Below are 16,802 nucleotides of genomic sequence, written 5' to 3'. Positions count from 1 at the left end.
AGCTCAACGATGGATTTGCCCAGACGGAACGGTGCAGCAAAGCTTACCAGACATAGGGCAATGATCTGTAGTACCAAAATATGCGCATTCGCCTGCAGATATTCCCATTCATCCTTGAGCTTGCCGACCTGTTCGATCAGATCGTCATAGCTTTGGGCCAGGATCAGATAATCACCGGCAATCGCAGGCACCTTGCGCCGCATGTTGTCAATTGCGGTTTGTGTATCATCGTCCAGAGATGTGAAGACGAGAAATTGATCGATGCTGAAGGCATCCGCTTTCGCGGCCATCTCGCGGGCCTCATCCATGTCATCACTCGACGTGCGGCCGAATAGAAAATGCAGGCCTTGAAGCGGGGCTACTTCGTTCGTGACCGCGATGAACAACGGTAAATCGGCATTGCTTGCGGTTGAGGCGGACAGAAACTCTACCTTTTCGCACAAAACAGCTGTATCCGGGTCGTAAGCGGGGTCACAGAACCTCAGCCGAAACCGCGCGGCATCACGGTCGAATGCAAGCGTGGCGGCATAAGCAACGTCGATCTGCCGGTCCAGCCGCGAACTGTCCGAGGTGTAAAGCCCGGCCAACACGGCGACCAGCGCACCGATCCCACCCAATACGACCCAGACCAGATCCGCCAGTTTCCACGCCCGATGCCCTGCAGGTTTGCGGAACAGAAATCCTGTGCCAAACAGGCCGATCATAAAGGCCAGTATCAGCAGAGGTAATTGGTTTTCAGCGATGAATGTCATACGCTGGAGTGTACGGTCTGCGCAGCGTCTGACAACAGGGCTCACGCGCAGTTGTACCTTATGAAACGTCGCTACCTGACGTCAGGACCCCGAGCTTTGGCCGAACTTGCGAAACAGCTTCGTCCGGTCAAAGGCCTGCTCTAACTCGTCCGTGCGCTGCTTGACACTGTCCCAGAGACGTTCCTGCATTTCGGCAATCGCGCATTCCAATAGCACCATTAGCGAAGTCATGGAATCCCATGCCGAAGGCACTGCGATCCTTACCGCAAAGGTGTGTTTCGCCAGCCGGTGGATGGGGGATCGCCATTGATCCGTCAGCAGGACAACCTCGGCCCCGCGTTCATGGCAAAGCTGCCCGATCAACAAAGTAGTGTTCTCATAACGCCGCACATCCAAGGCCACCAGCACGTCGCCTTCGCGCACTTCGAGCAGATCGTGAGTCCACGACGCTGCATCTGACAGCAGCTTCACATCAGGACGGATCATCTGCAGGTGGAGGTAGAGATATTGCGCCAGGGTCCCGGTTATGCGTCCGCCGGTGATGAAAACACGCCGTTTGGGATCGCAAAGCATACGGCAGAAACTGTCAAACTCATCCGGGTCGACCTCATCAATCGAACGCCGCTGGTTCTCAAGCGCTTGGCGGGAGTAGCGGTTGAGAATGTGTTCTTCAGGTAAGTCATTCTGCCAGACATCCCGTTTGGCGACGGGCCCCGAGATCATCTCTTTCACTTCGCTACGTATCGCGGACTGAAACTGCGGATAGCCATCAAAGCCGGTTTTCTGAAGCATCCGCGCAACCGTGGCGGTGGAAACCGAGGCGATACTGGCCAGCTCGGTAATGCTGCCAAGCCCTGCCATGGGGTAATCATCCAGCAGCACGTTGACCAACTGCCGCTCGGTCGGTGTCATCATTTCGCGATGCGCAAGGAGCCTTTCTGTCACTCGCACGGAATACTCCTTTCCCTTTCTACCCATGTTTATGTGGAAAATTTGACAATGCAATCTGACTTGGGGAATTTTATACAGGAAATTTATTGACAGGTTAAGAACCTCTGTGGAATTTTTTCCAAATGGAATCACGTAGCGCCACTCTCACCTCTGCTCAGCCTGATTTCGGTCCCGTCGTTCACATCGACGACGCGCCGGAAGAGCCTTCGGTTGTGGTGGTGTGCGAACACGCCTCGCATCGTATCCCGGACGGACTGGGGGACATGGGGCTAAGTGCCGAGGCACTGCGCAGCCATATCGCGTGGGACCCGGGCGCGCTGCCGGTTGCACAGGCACTGGCCCAGCAGTTGAACGGCGTGCTGGTGCATGGCGGGGTGTCGAGGCTGGTTTATGACTGCAACCGCCCTCCCGAAGCCCCCGATGCTATGCCGGAATGCAGTGAAGACACACCGATCCCGGCGAACCTTGAACTGAGCGCCAATGCGCGTCAGCAGCGGATTGAAGGCGTATACGTGCCGTTTTGCCAAGGGCTAGAGGATGTTCTGATCCGTCATCACCGCACGCTAAAACTCATGGTGACGGTTCATAGTTTCACGCCGATATACCGCGGAACACCGCGCGATGTTGAGCTTGGTTTGCTGCATGGCCAGGACGCCCGCTTTGCCAAGGCGATGTTGGCCAGCGCCGCGCACGAGCTGCCCCTGGTTACTCGATTGAACGAACCCTATTCGGCGGCAGACGGGGTGGCGCACACTTTGGATCTTCACGCAGCGCCCAACGGATTGTTGAACGTCATGATCGAGATCCGGAATGATCTGATTCAGACAGCCGAGCAGCAGCGGGTCATGGCCGATTGTCTGGCCCCGTGGATCAATCGTACCATTGCTCCGTTCTGTAGCGGGGTGGGCGAATGATCAAGGCAATGTCAGCATATGTGCGTGTGGTCGATGCGGTGAACTACCGGATCGGGCGGGTCATGATGTGGGGCCTGTTCGTGATGATGGGTATCCTGCTGTGGTCCTCGATCTCGAAGACCTTCTTTCTGCCTTCGCTCTGGACGCTAGAAATGGCGCAGTTTGCGATGGTGACTTATTACATCATGGGGGGGCCGTATTCGATCCAACTGGGTTCGAACGTGCGGATGGATCTGTTTTACCATAATTGGAGCCATCGCAGGAAAGCCTGGTTCGATGCCTTCACGGTGCTGCTGCTGATCCTTTATCTGGGTGTACTGTTCTACGGTGGGCTTGGATCCACGGCGTACAGCCTGGGCTATTGGGGTGATGAGCCTGTCGCCTATTTCACAGGCCTTCTGACCGGCAGCGAAGAAGTCGGACGGCTAGAACGATCCTCCACTGCGTGGCGACCATACATCTGGCCGGTCAAGGCGATCATGGTCTTCGGCTTCTTCCTGATGCTGCTGCAGGCGATATCAGAATTTTTCAAAGACATTGCGCGGATCAACGGGCAAGAGATCGGGGCAGCGCGGGCATGAGCCAGGAATTTATCGCAATCTTCATGTTCGCTTCGATGATGCTGATGCTGTTCACCGGGCAGCGCGTCTTTGGTGCAATTGGTGCCGTCGCAGCCATTGCGGCACTGGCGCTCTGGGGGACAGGCGGGCAGGACATTCCGTTTTCGGCGGCGATGAAGCTGATGAAATGGTACCCGCTGCTGACCCTGCCGATGTTCATCTTCATGGGCTATGTCCTGAGCGAAAGTCGTCTGGCCGATGACCTCTATCGCATGTTCCACGTCTGGATGGGGCCGGTGAACGGTGGGCTTGCCATCGGCACCATCGGTCTGATGGTGCTGGTCTCGGCCATGAACGGGCTCAGCGTGGCAGGTATGGCCATCGGGGCGACGATTGCGCTGCCTGAACTGCTGCGGCGCGGATACGACAAGACCATGGTGACGGGGGTCATTCAGGCCGGGTCGAGCTTGGGCATTCTTGTGCCGCCCTCGGTAGTTCTGGTGCTTTATGCCATGATCGCGCGGCAACCCGTCGGTCAACTTTGGCTGGCAGGCATTGTGCCGGGGCTGCTGATGGCGTCTTTGTTCATCCTCTACATCTGGATTCGTTGCCGGCTTCAGCCGCATCTGGGACCAGCGATGGAAGACGCGCACGAGGTCCCAAGGTCCGAGAAACTCCGTCTGCTCTGGGCCGGGGCACTGCCATTGATGATTTTCGCTGCGATGATGCTGCCGTTCGTGAATGGTTGGACCTCATTGGTAGAAAGTTCGGCCATCGGAGCGTTGGCGGCGCTTGTGGCGTCAGTCCTCAAACGTCGGATGACGTGGAAGATTTTCGAGGATTGTACCAAGCAAACATTGGCCATCTCGTGCATGTTCATGTGGATCATCCTTGCGGCGCTGGGCTTCGGCGCGGTGTTTGACGGGCTGGGCGCGGTCAAGGCCATCGAGAACCTGTTCACCGAGCAGTTGGGGCTGTCACCGTGGCTGATCCTGATCCTGATGCAGCTCAGCTTTATCATCATGGGCACGTTCCTGGACGATACCGCAATGCTCGTCATCGTGGCGCCGCTCTATGTGCCGCTCGTGGGGGCGCTTGGTTTCGATCTGATCTGGTACGGTGTACTTTACACCATCACCACCCAGATCGCGTATATGACGCCGCCTTTCGGCTACAACCTGTTCCTGATGCGCGCAATGGCTCCACCAGAAATCAGCCTGCGGGACATTTACCGCTCAATCGTGCCCTTTGTCGGGGTGATGATCCTGGCGCTCGCAATAATCATGATATTCCCCGAGATCGCCTTGTGGCTGCCCGGGTATGTTTACGGAAATTAACCAGAAGGCCCGACACACGGGCACCCAAACTTAAACGGAGAGGAAATTGACATGACGACAAGACGTAAGTTTCTGAAAACTGCGGGGGTAGGGGTTGCGGCGGCACCTTTGGCAACGCCTGCACTGGCGCAAAGCACGATCACATGGCGGATGCAGACCTATGCCGGTCCTGCACTGGCCGAGCATGTGATCGACCCGGCTATCAAGATGTTCAACCAGATCGCCGGTGACCGTATGCAGATCGAGCTGTTCTACGCCGATCAACTGGTCCCGACCGGAGAGCTGTTCCGCGCTATGCAGAAGGGAACCATCGACGCGGTTCAATCGGATGATGACTCGATGGCCTCGCCCACCGAAGTCACTGTTTTCGGCGGCTACTTCCCGTTCGCTTCGCGCTATTCGCTGGACGTACCGGTGCTGTTCAACCAGTGGGGCTTGAACGAAATCTGGGACGAAGAGTATTCCAAGGTTGGCGTTAAACACATCAGCGCCGGCGCGTGGGATCCGTGTCACTTTGCGACCAAGGATCCGATCAATTCGCTGGAGGATATGAAGGGCAAACGCATCTTCACCTTCCCGACAGCAGGCCGGTTCCTCAGCCAGTTTGGCGTTGTTCCCGTCACGCTGCCGTGGGAAGACATCGAAGTTGCAGTTCAAACCGGCGAGTTGGACGGTATTGCCTGGTCGGGCATCACCGAAGACTACACCGTGGGTTGGGCGGATGTGACTAACTACTTCCTAACCAACAACATTTCGGGGGCCTGGGCCGGCCACTTCTTTGCCAATATGGATCGCTGGAACGAGCTGCCGGAAGATCTGCAAACTCTGTTCAAGGTCTGCTGTGACCAGTCGCACTACTACCGCCAGTGGTGGTATTGGGGCGGCGAGGCCAACCTGCGGGTTAACGGTACCAAGATGCAATTGACGACCATCCCGGATGAAGAGTGGGCGACGGTTGAAGAAGCTGCTGTTAAGTTCTGGGACGAAATTGCTGCGGAATCCGAGACCAAGGCAAAGGTCGTGGATATCTTCAAGCGCTACAACGCTGAAATGCTCAAGGCCGGGCGGCCCTATCGTTACGGATAAAACACTGGACCGGCCCGTTCTTTCGCGGGCCGGTCGTTACAGGGACAAAGAATTTTCGTCGAAAATTCTCGCATATCACAGAGGTATTGCATGCTGACATTTGAGCATTTGAAGGCTGAGGTTTCGTCTGGCGAGATTGATACGGTATTGGTTTGTCTGGTTGACATGCAGGGCCGTTTGATGGGGAAGCGGTTTCATGCGGGTCATTTTGTTGCGGGAGCGTGGGAAGAGACGCATTGCTGCAATTATCTGCTGGCGACGGATCTCGAGATGGGGACGCCGGATGGGTATGCGTCGACCAGTTGGGAGCGGGGCTATGGCGATTATGTGATGAAGCCGGATCTGAGCACGCTGCGCCCAGTGCCGTGGCTGGAAGGCACGGCGATGGTGATGTGCGATGTGCTGGATCATCACACGCATGAAGAAGTGCCACACGCGCCGCGCTCGATCCTGAAACGCCAGGTGAACCGGCTGAAGGCGATGGGTTATGACGCCATGTGCGCCACCGAGCTGGAGTTTTTCCTGTTCGAGAAAAGCTTTGATCAGATCCGCAAGGAAGGCTTTCGCGACCTTGAGCCGATCTCGGGGTACAACGAAGACTATCACATCCTTCAGACCACCAAGGAAGAGCATGTGATGCGCCCGATCCGCAACCATCTGTGGGATGCGGGGATACCGGTCGAGAACACGAAAGGTGAGGCCGAGACCGGGCAGGAAGAGCTGAACATCAAATATGCGCCTGCGATGGAGACGGCCGAGTATCACTCGATCGCCAAGAACGCGGTGAAAGAGATTGCCTGGCAGCATGGGCATGCCGCGACCTTCCTGCCGAAATGGCATCATGAGAAAGTGGGCAGTTCCAGCCACGTGCATCAGTCGCTCTGGTCCGAGGGGCGGCCGATCTTTTTCGACGAAAAAGATCCGCTCGGCATGTCGGATGTGATGAAAAGCTACATGGCGGGTCTTTTGAAATACGCCGCCGATTACACCTGTTTCATGGCGCCCTACATCAACAGCTACAAGCGGTTCATGAAGGGGACCTTTGCGCCGACGCGGATCATCTGGTCGGTGGACAACCGCACCGCCGGGTTCCGCCTGTGCGGTGACGGCACCAAGGCGGTGCGGGTGGAATGCCGTATCCCGGGCTCGGATATGAACCCCTATCTGGCGATGGCTGGGATGCTGGCGGCGGGGATCGCTGGGATCGAAGAAGGGCTGGAGTTGCAGCCGCCGACCACGGGCGACGTCTATCAGGGAGAGACGGGGATGATCCCGGGCGATCTGCGCGCGGCGCGGGATGCGCTGCATGGCTCGGCGATGTTGCGGGCTGCGATGGGAGATGACGTTGTCGATCACTATGCGCGCGCGGCCGAGGTTGAGATCGAAGAGTTTGAGCGCGTGGTGACCGATTGGGAAATTGCCCGCGGGTTCGAGCGGGCTTGAGAGGGTGAAAGCGAGGGGCCAGCCCCGCCGCCATTGGCGCTCGAACCAATGGCGCACCAATGGCGGCCCCCGAGATATTTATGGCCAGATGAAGCAGGGATCCTGCTCTCTTTAGAGATGGAGTGACTATGGGGCAGATGTTGCAATGTGTCTCGCCGATTGATGGGTCGGTTTTTGCCGAGCGCGAGGTGTTGTCGCGGGAGGCGGCGTTTGAGGTTGCGGGCCGGGCGCGGGCCGCACAGGCGGCTTGGGCGGCGCGGCCCTTGCGGGAACGCATTGATCTCGTGATGGCGGGTGTGGCTGCTGTTGGCGCGATGAATGAGGAAATCGTGCCCGAGTTGGCGCATATGATGGGTCGCCCGGTGCGCTATGGCGGTGAATTCGGCGGCTTCAACGAGCGCGCAAGCCATATGGCCGGGATTGCCGAAAGCGCATTGGCTGATATCGCGGTGGGCGAAGATGAGACGTTCAAGCGCTATATCAGGCGCATCCCGCATGGGGTGGTGTTTGTGGTGGCGCCCTGGAATTATCCTTACATGACGGCGATCAACACGGTGGCCCCGGCGCTAATCGCGGGTAATACGGTGATCCTGAAACACGCCACGCAGACCCTGCTGGTGGGCGAGCGTATGGCGCAGGCCTTCCATGCAGCGGGTGTGCCGGAAGACGTGTTCCAGAATGTCTTTCTGAGCCATGACGTGACCAACGATCTGATCGCGGGCAATGCGTTCGACTTCGTGAACTTCACCGGCTCGGTCGGCGGCGGCCAGGCGATGGAGCGCGCGGCGGCGGGCACCTTTACCGGCGTCGGGACTGAGCTGGGCGGCAAGGATCCGGGTTATGTGATGGACGATGCCGATCTGGAGGCGGCGGTTGAGACGCTGATCGACGGGGCAATGTTCAACGCGGGCCAGTGCTGCTGCGGGATCGAGCGGATTTATGTGCATGAAAGCCTGTATGACGACTTCGTCGCCAGGGCGGTGGAGATCGTGAAGGGCTATAAGCTGGGCAATCCGCTGGACGCTGAGACCACCATTGGCCCGATGGCCAATGTGCGCTTTGCCGATGAGGTGCGGGCGCAGATTGCCGAGGCGGTCGAGGCTGGTGCGGTGGCCCATATCGACATCTTCCCCGAGGATGATGGCGGCGCATATCTGACGCCGCAGATCCTGACCAATGTCACCCATGACATGCGGGTGATGCGGGATGAAAGCTTTGGTCCGGTAGTGGGCATTATGAAAGTGTCCACGGATGACGAGGCCATCCGGCTGATGAATGACAGCGCGTTTGGCCTGACGGCGAGCCTCTGGACCCGCGATCTGGACCGTGCTGCGCGGGTGGGCGACCAGATTGAGACGGGCACCGTCTTCATGAACCGCGCCGATTATCTGGATCCCGGCCTGTGCTGGACCGGCTGCAAGAATACCGGGCGCGGCGGCGGTCTGTCGGTCATTGGCTATCACAACCTGACACGTCCCAAATCCTATCACCTGAAAAAGGTCACGGGCTAAGGACGCCGGCCTGCCTCGGAATGACCCCCTCGCCGGGGCAGGCCTTTTGACACGAAGGAAAGCAAACATGTCACTTGTTGGAAACTGGTCTTATCCAACCGCAATCAAATTCGGGGCCGGGCGGATCAATGAATTGCCCGAAGCCTGTGCTGCGGCCGGCATGAAGAAGCCGCTGCTGGTCACCGACAAGGGGCTGGCCGACCTGCCGATCACCACCGCGACGCTGGATATCATGGAGACCGCCGGTCTGGGCCGGGGTCTGTTCGCGGATGTGGACCCGAACCCCAATGAACAGAACCTCGAGGCCGGTGTTGCGGCCTATAACGCGGGCGGTCATGACGGGGTGATCGCATTTGGCGGTGGCTCGGGGCTGGATCTGGGCAAGATGGTCGCCTTCATGTGTGGTCAGACGCGCCCGGTCTGGGACTTTGAGGACATCGGCGATTGGTGGACCCGAGCGGATGCCGATGCCATCGCGCCGATCATCGCCGTCCCCACAACTGCCGGGAGGGTCCGAAGTGGGGCGCGCCAGCGTCATCACCAATTCTGAAACCCACGCCAAGAAGATCATCTTCCATCCCAAGGTGCTGCCGACCGTGGTGATCTGCGACCCCGAGCTGACGGTGGGCATGCCCAGGTTCATCACCGCAGGCACCGGTCTGGATGCGTTCGCGCATTGTGTCGAGGCGTTCAGCAGCCCGCATTACCACCCGATGTCTCAGGGCATCGCGCTGGAAGGAATGCGGCTGGTCAAGGACTACCTGCCACGTGCCTATGCGGACGGCACCGACATCGAAGCCCGCGCCCAGATGATGAGCGCGGCGGCGATGGGGGCCACCGCCTTCCAGAAAGGCTTGGGCGCCATCCACGCCATGAGCCACCCCGTCGGCGCGGTGTTCAACACCCACCACGGCACCACCAACGCGGTCTGCATGCCCGCCGTGCTCGAGTTCAACGCGCCAGTCATCGCCGACCGCTTCCAGCAGGCCGCCGCCTATCTGGGCATCGACGGCGGCTTCGACGGCTTCCGCAGCTTCGTGCAAGAGTTCAACGACAGCCTCGCCATCCCCCGCAATCTCTCCGACCTCGGCGTCACCAAAGCCGCCATCCCCGAATTGGTCCAGGGCGCAATCATCGACCCCTCATGCGGAGGGAATCCGATCGAATTGACCGAAGAAAACCTGACTACGCTCTTCAACGCAGCACACTGACAGGCTTGCCGAACCCATCCCTCACCTCTCATACTGGTCGGAGGTGAGGGAGATTTTCATGACGAAAGAGATTGTTCTGATCCACGGTGCTTTTGCCGGGCCGTGGTGTATGGAGGATTATGCGGGCTTCTTTCATGCACGTGGCTGGACGGTGCATACGCCCGCGCTACGCTACCATGGTGGCGACCCCAAGGCAGATCCCGATCCCGGCCTCACCGACACAAGCGTCCTAGATTACGCCAATGACATTTCGGACTTCGTGCAGGGGTTGGATAGCGAACCCGTGCTACTGGGCCATGCGATTGCGGGGGTAGTGGCGCAGAAGGTGGCGTCTCGGGGGTTGGCCAGCGCAATTGTCCTGATCAACCCAAACGCGGCTTGGGGCACATTGCCGGAAACCGACGACGAACGCGCTGTGCCGCGCGCGTTGATGGAGGGTGGGGCGTTCTGGAAACAGCCCATGCGGGTCGATTTCGACCTGATGGCCCCCTTTGCGCTCAACAAGATGCCCGAGGCGCAGCAGCATGAGGTGTATGACCAACTCGGCCCCGAAAGCGGGCGGGTGATGTTCGAGATGTTCTTCTGGATGTTCGATGACCACCACGCGATGAAGGTGGACATCGACAAGGTCGATTGCCCGGTGCTGATCGTTTCAGGCACCGAGGACCGGGCCGTGAACCCCAACACCTGCCGTGCTCTGGCGAAGCTTTACGGAGACCGTGCGACTTTCCTGCCTGTCGACAACCACGCGCATTTTCTGTTCATGGAGCCGGGCTGGGAAGGCCCAGCCGAACAGATTGCCAACTGGTTGGATCGGAATGTTGGGTAAGATGGGGTTTCACCCCATCGTCCCCGCTCCGCTTTGATGGGTTGGAAACCCATCCTACGTCAGTTGTTGGTTTGAAACGTGCTCTGTGGTTTCCAGACCAGAGAACCATCGTCATTGCGATGACACCGCAGCAGCCGCTCCTCGCGCGTGCTGATGGTTGAGGTTACGGTGTTGTCACCGGTCAGCAGGATGAAGGCGTCTGGCGAATAGGCCATGCCGTCATAGTAGCAAAACCGCGTCTCGGCCCCGTCCGGAATGGGCGATGCAGTGCTGAGCAGCTGCTGCGCGGGGGCCGCCGAGGCCAGCAGGGTCAGGGCCAGCCCGAGGGTTAGTGTTTTCATGTCGTCCTCCCGTTTGGAAATCTGTTTGTCGTCTTATTGGGTCTTGGACGCTCGGAACCCCAAAAGTCGTTCTTGGATGACGGGTTGAGGGTAAGTGTGAACGGGATCAACGGGTTAAGCAAGGGGGTTGCGGTGTGCTGGGCTGAAGCCCGGCCTACCGGGTGGGGAGACGTTCCGTACTATCGACCCAATGCATGATGCGAGTCATCACCCACGCGTTAGCCTCAGCTTGTACAAACTATTTCGAGTCTTGGGCAGATCTTCATAAATTGTTAAATCTTTTGCGGTTCGTAGTTGGAGTAAGTGTTTAGTTGGCATATCTTAAAAGTTAGGGACACGTTACAAAGGTTAGGAGTCGGAGATGGCAACTAAAGGTCAGCACGTTGTGCCTAATGGGGGCAAATGGAGCGTGCGCAAAGCAGGTTCGTCAAAAGTTACGGGCACTTATTCAACTCAGGGTGAAGCAATACGTGAAGCCCGGAAAATTGCCAAAAATCAGAGTACTGAACTCTATATTCATGGTCGAGATGGTCGAATTAGAGAACGAGATTCTTATGGGAATGATCCAGTGAAGTCGAAAGGCTAAAGTTTGCCTGAATACCCTTTTGAAAGTTGTGTATTTATCAACTGCCCGTTTGACGAAGACTTCGAACCTATTCTCCAAGCTATCATGTTCTGCGTAGCTTATCTGGGCCTCAGGCCCAGACTGGCATCGGAGCGTAATGATAGCGGAGAGAACCGCCTAGAGAAAATTCGCAGCCTGATCGAATGCTCCAAGTATTCGATACACGATCTGAGCCGTTGCCAAGCGAAGAAAAAGGGTGAGCACTTCAGGCTCAATATGCCCTTCGAGCTTGGAATTGACTTTGGATGTCGTCAATATTTTGGAGAGGGGCGGGACCAAAAAAAGTTTTTGATACTTGAGGAAAAACGGTACCGCTTCCAAGCGGCTCTCTCCGATATATCCGGCTGTGACATAGAAGCCTATGGTGCCGATGATCAGAAAGCGCCCCAAAATGCTGTCAAACATGTTCGAAATTGGCTGGTTTCAGAAGCTGGAATTGCGCCAGTCGCGGCAAGACGTATCTGGGGGAAATACTCTGATTTCCAAGAGTGGTATTGGGAGAAGAAACTCGCTGAAGGCGCTGATGAAGAAGAGATCAGACAGTACCCAACAAGTGAGCTTTTGGCCGAAATTTTCAATTGGTTGGCAAAAGGTGAGCCAGTCTAAACATCCAACTCCTCCACAAACCGCGCGTTTTCCTGAATGTATTGGAACCGCAGTTCGGGTTTCTTACCCATCAGGCGCTCGACCAGATCGCCGGTCTCGCCGGGTTCGTCCTCATCAATCGTGACGCGGATCAGTTTGCGGGAGGCGGGGTCCATCGTGGTCTCTTTCAGGTCCTTGGCGTCCATTTCACCCAGACCTTTGAAGCGCGAGACGTCGATCTTGCCTTTGCCGCCCAGACCTTTTTCAAGCCATTCGTCACGCTCGGCCTCGTCCAGGCAATAGACGCGCTTGGCGCCTTGGGTCAGGCGGTAGAGGGGCGGGCAGGCCAGATAGAGGTGGCCCGCGTCGATCATCGGGCGCATCTGCGTGAAGAAGAACGTCATCAGCAGCGAGGCGATATGTGCCCCGTCCACATCCGCGTCGGTCATGATGATGACCTTGTCATAGCGCAGGTCGTCGACGTTGAACTTGGTGCCAAGGCCGACACCCAGCGCTTGGGTCAGGTCGTTGATCTCGGCATTGGTGCCCAGCTTGGAACTGGCCGCGCCCAGCACGTTCAGGATTTTACCGCGCAAGGGCAGCAGGGCCTGTGTTTTGCGGTCCCGGCCCATTTTGGCGGACCCGCCCGCCGAGTCGCCCTCGACGATGAATAATTCCGTACCGTCGCGTGTTGAACTGCTACAGTCCACCAACTTGCCGGGGAGACGAAGTTTCTTAGTGGCGGACTTGCGTTGTGTTTCCTTCTCGGCCCGTCGGCGCAGGCGTTCTTCGGCCCTCAGGATGAGGAAGTCGAGGATCGCTCCGGCGGATTTCGTGTCAGCCGCCAGCCAGTTGTCGAAATGGTCGCGGACGGAGTTTTCGACCAGCCGTTGCGCCTCGACTGTGGCGAGGCGGTCTTTTGTCTGGCCGACGAACTCCGGTTCACTGATGAAGCACGACACCAGCGCACAGCCTCCGGTGATTAGGTCGTCGCGGGTGATCTGACCGGCCTTTTTGTTGTTGATCAGCTCGCCATAGGCCTTGATCCCCTTGAGGACCGCAGCCCAGAAACCGGCGACATGTGTGCCGCCTTCGGGGGTTGGGACGGTGTTACAGTAGGACTGGATGAACCCGTCGCGCGAAGGTGTCCAATTGATCGCCCATTCGACTTTGCCGGGGGTGCCGAACTTCTCGTTAAAGTCCACGGTGCCGGCAAAGGGCTGCTCGGCATAGGTCGACGAGCCGTTCATCGTCTCCTTCAGGTAATCCGAAAGACCGCCGGGGAAGTGAAAGGTCGCCTCGGTCGGGGTTTCGCCGTCGTCGATGGCGGATTTCCAGCGGATTTCGACGCCCGAGAACAGATAGGCCTTGGAGCGGATGGATTTGAATAGGCGCGCGGGTTTGAATTTGTGGTGGCCGAAGATGTCCGCGTCGGCGTGGAACGTGACGGTTGTACCGCGCCGGTTGGGCGCTGCGCCTACTCTTTCCACCGGACCTAGTGGGATACCGCGCGAGAAGCGTTGTTCGAATAGCTGTTTGTCGCGTGCCACCTGCACGACCATCGAATCCGACAGGGCATTCACCACCGATGCACCCACACCGTGCAGACCGCCCGAAGTCTGATACGCCTTGCCCGAGAATTTACCGCCTGCGTGCAGGGTACAGAGGATCACTTCAAGTGCCGACTTGTCGGGGAACTTGGGATGCGGGTCGATCGGAATGCCGCGCCCGTTGTCACGAACGGTCAGGGCGTAATCTGCGTGCAGCTCGACCTCTATCCGGTTGGCATGGCCCGCAACAGCTTCGTCCATTGAGTTGTCGAGTATCTCGGCCACCATATGGTGCAATGCACGCTCATCCGTGCCGCCGATATACATGCCGGGGCGTTTGCGGACCGGTTCCAGACCTTCCAGCACCTCGATGGACGAGGCGTCGTAAGCGGTCGTTGTTTCTGGCGTCAACAGATCGTCGGGCATGGGTGCTGCTCTTGTTTTTGAGTTTCCCCCATTATGGCAGGTGATGTGGTCCGGGGGAAGAGGGACGCGAGGTGTTGTATCCGGTTTGTCGGGGCCAACGGAACCGGAGCGATATTCAGCGCTGTATTGCAGCGCGTTTACAATGACAGCCAGAGAGTTTTGTCTTTAAAGCCACCTCGAACAAGAGAACTTTTCTCAAGCACATCCGAATATTCGTCATCCCAATCACGGAACCGGTCATTTGTGACGATAGCAGCGCCGAGATCCCGCGCTACCTGAAGGACCAGCGGGTCGGCAGGAGTACCCTTCGGCGCAACCATCACGTGGCTGCATGGCAACCCAAGCAAAGCCGCAAGGGAACTGTCGTTCATATAGCGATCTGAGATTTTGTATCCTACATTGGCATCAAAGACGACGCCCGGTGTCCGCCCCTTTGTCTTCAACTCGTCGACAACCTCGCGGACTGTGGCGATATTAGGAACACCGCCTTTCCAGTGCAAAACATTTGATCCATCGACGACAGCCCAGTTTTTCGAAGTTTTGAGCCGGCGTAGCCTTTTTCCGAACAGCAGTAGCAAACTTGCCAATGCGCACGGTCCTGTCAGCAATAACCAATCTGAGAACGCTGGATTGAACATAGCTATAGCAGAGCCAAAACAAGACAGGGCAAAAATACAGATGAGTGGGCGCACAGTTGAAAAGTCTTTGGTCAGAAAGTTGTTTCAATAGGGACGTAGCAGACAGTAAGGGTAGCTGCCCAGCATATATCAGTTATGCAAAACAGATTGTTATCAAACCGCGAGCTTTCCAAGGTCTCGTCATGTTTCGAAATCCCGTTTAGGCTTTGTTCCGGAAGCAGAAATTAGGGGAGCAGAAGAATTGAGTTGGATCAGAACCATTCCATTCGAAGAGGCTACGGGAAAGCTGAGGAAGCTTTATGACCGGGTCACCGGGCCGGACAACAATGTAGACAACATCATGATGGCGCACAGCCTGCGGCCGCATTCGATGGAAGCCCATATGGCAGTCTACAAGAACGTGTTGCACCATTCGGCCAACAAGGTGCCAAAATGGTTTCTTGAAGTGTTGGGCGTGTGGGTCAGCTCTCTGAACCGGTGCGGGTATTGCGTAGAACATCACTTTTCCGGATTGCAGCGGTTGCTGCAGGATGAGGTGCGCGGCAATGCGATCCGTGCGGCGATTGAGGCGCGTGATCCGGCCTCGGCCCCGCTGGACGCGGCACAGGTCGAAGCGATGAGATATGCGCGCAAGCTGACCGAGGCACCCGGTGATCTGACTGAGGCGGATGTGATAGCTCTGCGAGAGGCGGGGTGGGAAGATGGCGAGATTCTTGAGATCAATCAGGTGTGTTCGTATTTCTCCTATGCGAACAGAACCGTTTTGGGGTTGGGGTGTTCGACTGACGGAGACATTTTGGGCTTGTCGCCGAACAACTCGGACAATCCTGATGATTGGGGACATCGGTAAGTGCGGGGCTGGCCGCTCCCCTATGTATTTTGGGGTCATTTAAAGAACGGGCATAGGCCTGTTCTTTGACGCCCCGATAAAACCTATGTCAATTTGACACCAATCAAAGCGCGCCGTGTGACAATCGGCTAAGCAACTCCTCGACAGTGAAACCGAGGAGAACATGTATGGATGCGGCACCCCAGATCAAACAAAAATCGTCGCAGATCAAAGCTGTAACTGACCTGAAGGCGGATGCCTCGGCACCAACATCCGAGAAAATCCGGCAAGCTTTCGAGAGCGGCAAGTACCCCTATGGCCGCAAGATGGCACGCAAGGATTACGAGGCGCAAAAGGCCGAGCTGCAGGCAGAGTTGCTGAAGGTGCAATTGTGGGCGCAGGAGACCGGGCAGCGGTTTGTGCTGTTGTTCGAGGGCCGCGACGCCGCCGGCAAGGGTGGGACCATCAAGCGGTTCATGGAGCATCTAAACCCGCGTCAGGCGCGTGTGGTCGCATTGAACAAGCCGACGGATGAGGAGAAGGGGCAGTGGTATTACCAGCGTTATGTGCAGCAGCTGCCCACCGTGGGCGAGATGGTGTTTTATGATCGGTCCTGGTACAACCGTGCGGGCGTCGAGCGGGTGATGGGCTTCTGCTCACCCAATGAGTATCTGGAATTCATGCGGCAGACGCCCGAGTTGGAGCGGATGCTGGTGCGCTCGGGCATTCAGCTTTACAAGTACTGGTTCTCGGTCACGCAGGAAGAACAGCAGCGGCGCTTTGGGAGTCGTGAAACTGATCCGTTGAAGCAATGGAAACTGTCACCGATTGACAAGGCTAGCCTGAGCAAATGGGATGATTATACCGAGGCGAAAGAGGCGATGTTCTTCTACACCGACACCGCTGATGCGCCCTGGACGATTGTCAAATCCAACGACAAGAAACGCGCGCGTCTGAACTGCATGCGACATTTCCTGTCGACGCTGGACTACCCGGACAAAGACCTCAGGATCGTTGGTGAGCCTGATCCGTTGATAGTTGGGCAGGCGCATCACGTAATTCATAACTCGGACCATATTCTGGGGACAGCGCTGCATCCTGACGCGAAGATCGGCTGAAAATCGATAAACTGTAAAGCCGTTGCACCAAAGGTGATGGCTTTCGTCGCTTTGTTCTTGCGAGTCTCATTATGAAATAAGTTTGTTCCGCTCTTG

General features: G+C 57.3%; 15 protein-coding genes and 1 pseudogene. 12 read left to right on the top strand and 4 right to left on the bottom strand.

Features of this window, described 5'->3' with window-relative positions:
• Positions 1 to 833: 833 nt before the first annotated feature.
• Positions 834 to 1,697, bottom strand: coding sequence for a MurR/RpiR family transcriptional regulator (locus I5192_RS09415; protein WP_255611699.1), 864 nt, complete (start codon positions 1,695 to 1,697; stop codon positions 834 to 836).
• Positions 1,698 to 1,825: 128 nt separating this feature from the next.
• On the opposite strand from I5192_RS09415, the gene I5192_RS09410 reads away from it, so the two are divergent.
• The 8 genes and pseudogenes from I5192_RS09410 to I5192_RS09375 all read left to right on the top strand — a co-directional run bounded on the left by I5192_RS09410 (position 1,826) and on the right by I5192_RS09375 (position 10,594).
• Positions 1,826 to 2,617: an N-formylglutamate amidohydrolase gene (locus I5192_RS09410; RefSeq protein ID WP_170420971.1), complete on the top strand. Its 792-nt coding sequence runs from the start codon at positions 1,826 to 1,828 to the stop codon at positions 2,615 to 2,617.
• The gene (locus I5192_RS09405; protein ID WP_170420973.1) at positions 2,614 to 3,198 is read left to right on the top strand and encodes a TRAP transporter small permease subunit; all 585 of its coding nucleotides are present in this window, start codon (positions 2,614 to 2,616) and stop codon (positions 3,196 to 3,198) included. Before I5192_RS09410 ends, I5192_RS09405 begins: the two co-directional genes overlap by 4 nt.
• On the top strand, positions 3,195 to 4,514 hold the full coding sequence (locus tag I5192_RS09400) for a TRAP transporter large permease subunit (protein ID WP_170391787.1): 1,320 nt from the start codon (positions 3,195 to 3,197) through the stop codon (positions 4,512 to 4,514). Before I5192_RS09405 ends, I5192_RS09400 begins: the two co-directional genes overlap by 4 nt.
• 51 nt (positions 4,515 to 4,565) lie before the next feature.
• Positions 4,566 to 5,600, top strand: a complete 1,035-nt coding sequence (locus I5192_RS09395; RefSeq protein ID WP_170391784.1) for a TRAP transporter substrate-binding protein — start codon at positions 4,566 to 4,568, stop codon at positions 5,598 to 5,600.
• 90 nt (positions 5,601 to 5,690) lie between these two features.
• Complete coding sequence (locus I5192_RS09390) at positions 5,691 to 7,043, top strand: glutamine synthetase family protein (protein ID WP_223116730.1); 1,353 nt, start codon at positions 5,691 to 5,693, stop codon at positions 7,041 to 7,043.
• A gap of 128 nt (positions 7,044 to 7,171) precedes the next feature.
• Positions 7,172 to 8,554 carry an aldehyde dehydrogenase family protein gene (locus tag I5192_RS09385; protein WP_223116729.1) on the top strand — a complete coding sequence of 461 codons (1,383 nt, stop codon included), beginning with the start codon at positions 7,172 to 7,174 and terminating at the stop codon, positions 8,552 to 8,554.
• Between the two features lie 67 nt (positions 8,555 to 8,621).
• A pseudogene (locus tag I5192_RS09380) lies at positions 8,622 to 9,765 on the top strand (iron-containing alcohol dehydrogenase).
• 58 nt (positions 9,766 to 9,823) lie between these two features.
• Positions 9,824 to 10,594: an alpha/beta hydrolase gene (locus I5192_RS09375; RefSeq protein ID WP_223116728.1), complete on the top strand. Its 771-nt coding sequence runs from the start codon at positions 9,824 to 9,826 to the stop codon at positions 10,592 to 10,594.
• 59 nt (positions 10,595 to 10,653) lie between these two features.
• Here I5192_RS09375 and I5192_RS09370 read toward each other — a convergent pair whose 3' ends face one another.
• Positions 10,654 to 10,935 (bottom strand): hypothetical protein, encoded by a 282-nt coding sequence (locus I5192_RS09370; protein ID WP_223116727.1) that lies wholly within the window; start codon positions 10,933 to 10,935, stop codon positions 10,654 to 10,656.
• A gap of 361 nt (positions 10,936 to 11,296) precedes the next feature.
• On the opposite strand from I5192_RS09370, the gene I5192_RS09365 reads away from it, so the two are divergent.
• On the top strand, positions 11,297 to 11,521 hold the full coding sequence (locus I5192_RS09365; protein WP_223116726.1) for a DUF2188 domain-containing protein: 225 nt from the start codon (positions 11,297 to 11,299) through the stop codon (positions 11,519 to 11,521).
• Between the two features lie 84 nt (positions 11,522 to 11,605).
• Entirely contained in the window at positions 11,606 to 12,166 is a 561-nt protein-coding gene (locus tag I5192_RS09360; RefSeq protein ID WP_223116725.1) for a hypothetical protein, read from the top strand.
• On the opposite strand, the gene parE is transcribed toward I5192_RS09360, so the two are convergent.
• Both parE and I5192_RS09350 read right to left on the bottom strand, forming a co-directional pair.
• Positions 12,163 to 14,121: a DNA topoisomerase IV subunit B gene (gene parE, locus I5192_RS09355; RefSeq protein WP_223116724.1), complete on the bottom strand. Its 1,959-nt coding sequence runs from the start codon at positions 14,119 to 14,121 to the stop codon at positions 12,163 to 12,165. The two genes, I5192_RS09360 and parE, sit on opposite strands and share 4 nt — an antisense overlap.
• A 137-nt stretch (positions 14,122 to 14,258) precedes the next feature.
• Positions 14,259 to 14,813: a hypothetical protein gene (locus I5192_RS09350; protein ID WP_255611694.1), complete on the bottom strand. Its 555-nt coding sequence runs from the start codon at positions 14,811 to 14,813 to the stop codon at positions 14,259 to 14,261.
• Between the two features lie 187 nt (positions 14,814 to 15,000).
• Between I5192_RS09350 and I5192_RS09345 the strand changes: the two genes are divergently transcribed.
• Entirely contained in the window at positions 15,001 to 15,609 is a 609-nt protein-coding gene (locus tag I5192_RS09345; RefSeq protein ID WP_223116723.1) for a carboxymuconolactone decarboxylase family protein, read from the top strand.
• Between the two features lie 167 nt (positions 15,610 to 15,776).
• Positions 15,777 to 16,706 carry a polyphosphate kinase 2 gene (gene ppk2, locus I5192_RS09340; RefSeq protein ID WP_170404818.1) on the top strand — a complete coding sequence of 310 codons (930 nt, stop codon included), beginning with the start codon at positions 15,777 to 15,779 and terminating at the stop codon, positions 16,704 to 16,706.
• Positions 16,707 to 16,802: the final 96 nt, after the last annotated feature.

Origin of the sequence: Ruegeria sp. SCSIO 43209, assembly GCF_019904295.1 — a bacterium.
Taxonomy (GTDB): Bacteria; Pseudomonadota; Alphaproteobacteria; order Rhodobacterales; family Rhodobacteraceae; genus Ruegeria.
The sequence above is the reverse complement of the archived record's forward strand: the minus strand, read 5'-3'. Positions and strand labels throughout refer to the sequence as shown.

What these genes read in the sequence shown, in the direction of transcription:
- I5192_RS09375 (WP_223116728.1), top strand. Translation starts at nt 9,824, where the DNA reads ATGACGAAAGAGATTGTTCTGATCCACGGTGCTTTTGCCGGGCCGTGG.
- ppk2 (WP_170404818.1), top strand. Translation starts at nt 15,777, where the DNA reads ATGGATGCGGCACCCCAGATCAAACAAAAATCGTCGCAGATCAAAGCT.
- I5192_RS09410 (WP_170420971.1), top strand. Translation starts at nt 1,826, where the DNA reads ATGGAATCACGTAGCGCCACTCTCACCTCTGCTCAGCCTGATTTCGGT.
- I5192_RS09370 (WP_223116727.1), bottom strand. Translation starts at nt 10,935, where the DNA reads ATGAAAACACTAACCCTCGGGCTGGCCCTGACCCTGCTGGCCTCGGCG.
- parE (WP_223116724.1), bottom strand. Translation starts at nt 14,121, where the DNA reads ATGCCCGACGATCTGTTGACGCCAGAAACAACGACCGCTTACGACGCC.
- I5192_RS09385 (WP_223116729.1), top strand. Translation starts at nt 7,172, where the DNA reads ATGGGGCAGATGTTGCAATGTGTCTCGCCGATTGATGGGTCGGTTTTT.
- I5192_RS09360 (WP_223116725.1), top strand. Translation starts at nt 11,606, where the DNA reads ATGTTCTGCGTAGCTTATCTGGGCCTCAGGCCCAGACTGGCATCGGAG.
- I5192_RS09405 (WP_170420973.1), top strand. Translation starts at nt 2,614, where the DNA reads ATGATCAAGGCAATGTCAGCATATGTGCGTGTGGTCGATGCGGTGAAC.
- I5192_RS09395 (WP_170391784.1), top strand. Translation starts at nt 4,566, where the DNA reads ATGACGACAAGACGTAAGTTTCTGAAAACTGCGGGGGTAGGGGTTGCG.
- I5192_RS09390 (WP_223116730.1), top strand. Translation starts at nt 5,691, where the DNA reads ATGCTGACATTTGAGCATTTGAAGGCTGAGGTTTCGTCTGGCGAGATT.
- I5192_RS09365 (WP_223116726.1), top strand. Translation starts at nt 11,297, where the DNA reads ATGGCAACTAAAGGTCAGCACGTTGTGCCTAATGGGGGCAAATGGAGC.
- I5192_RS09400 (WP_170391787.1), top strand. Translation starts at nt 3,195, where the DNA reads ATGAGCCAGGAATTTATCGCAATCTTCATGTTCGCTTCGATGATGCTG.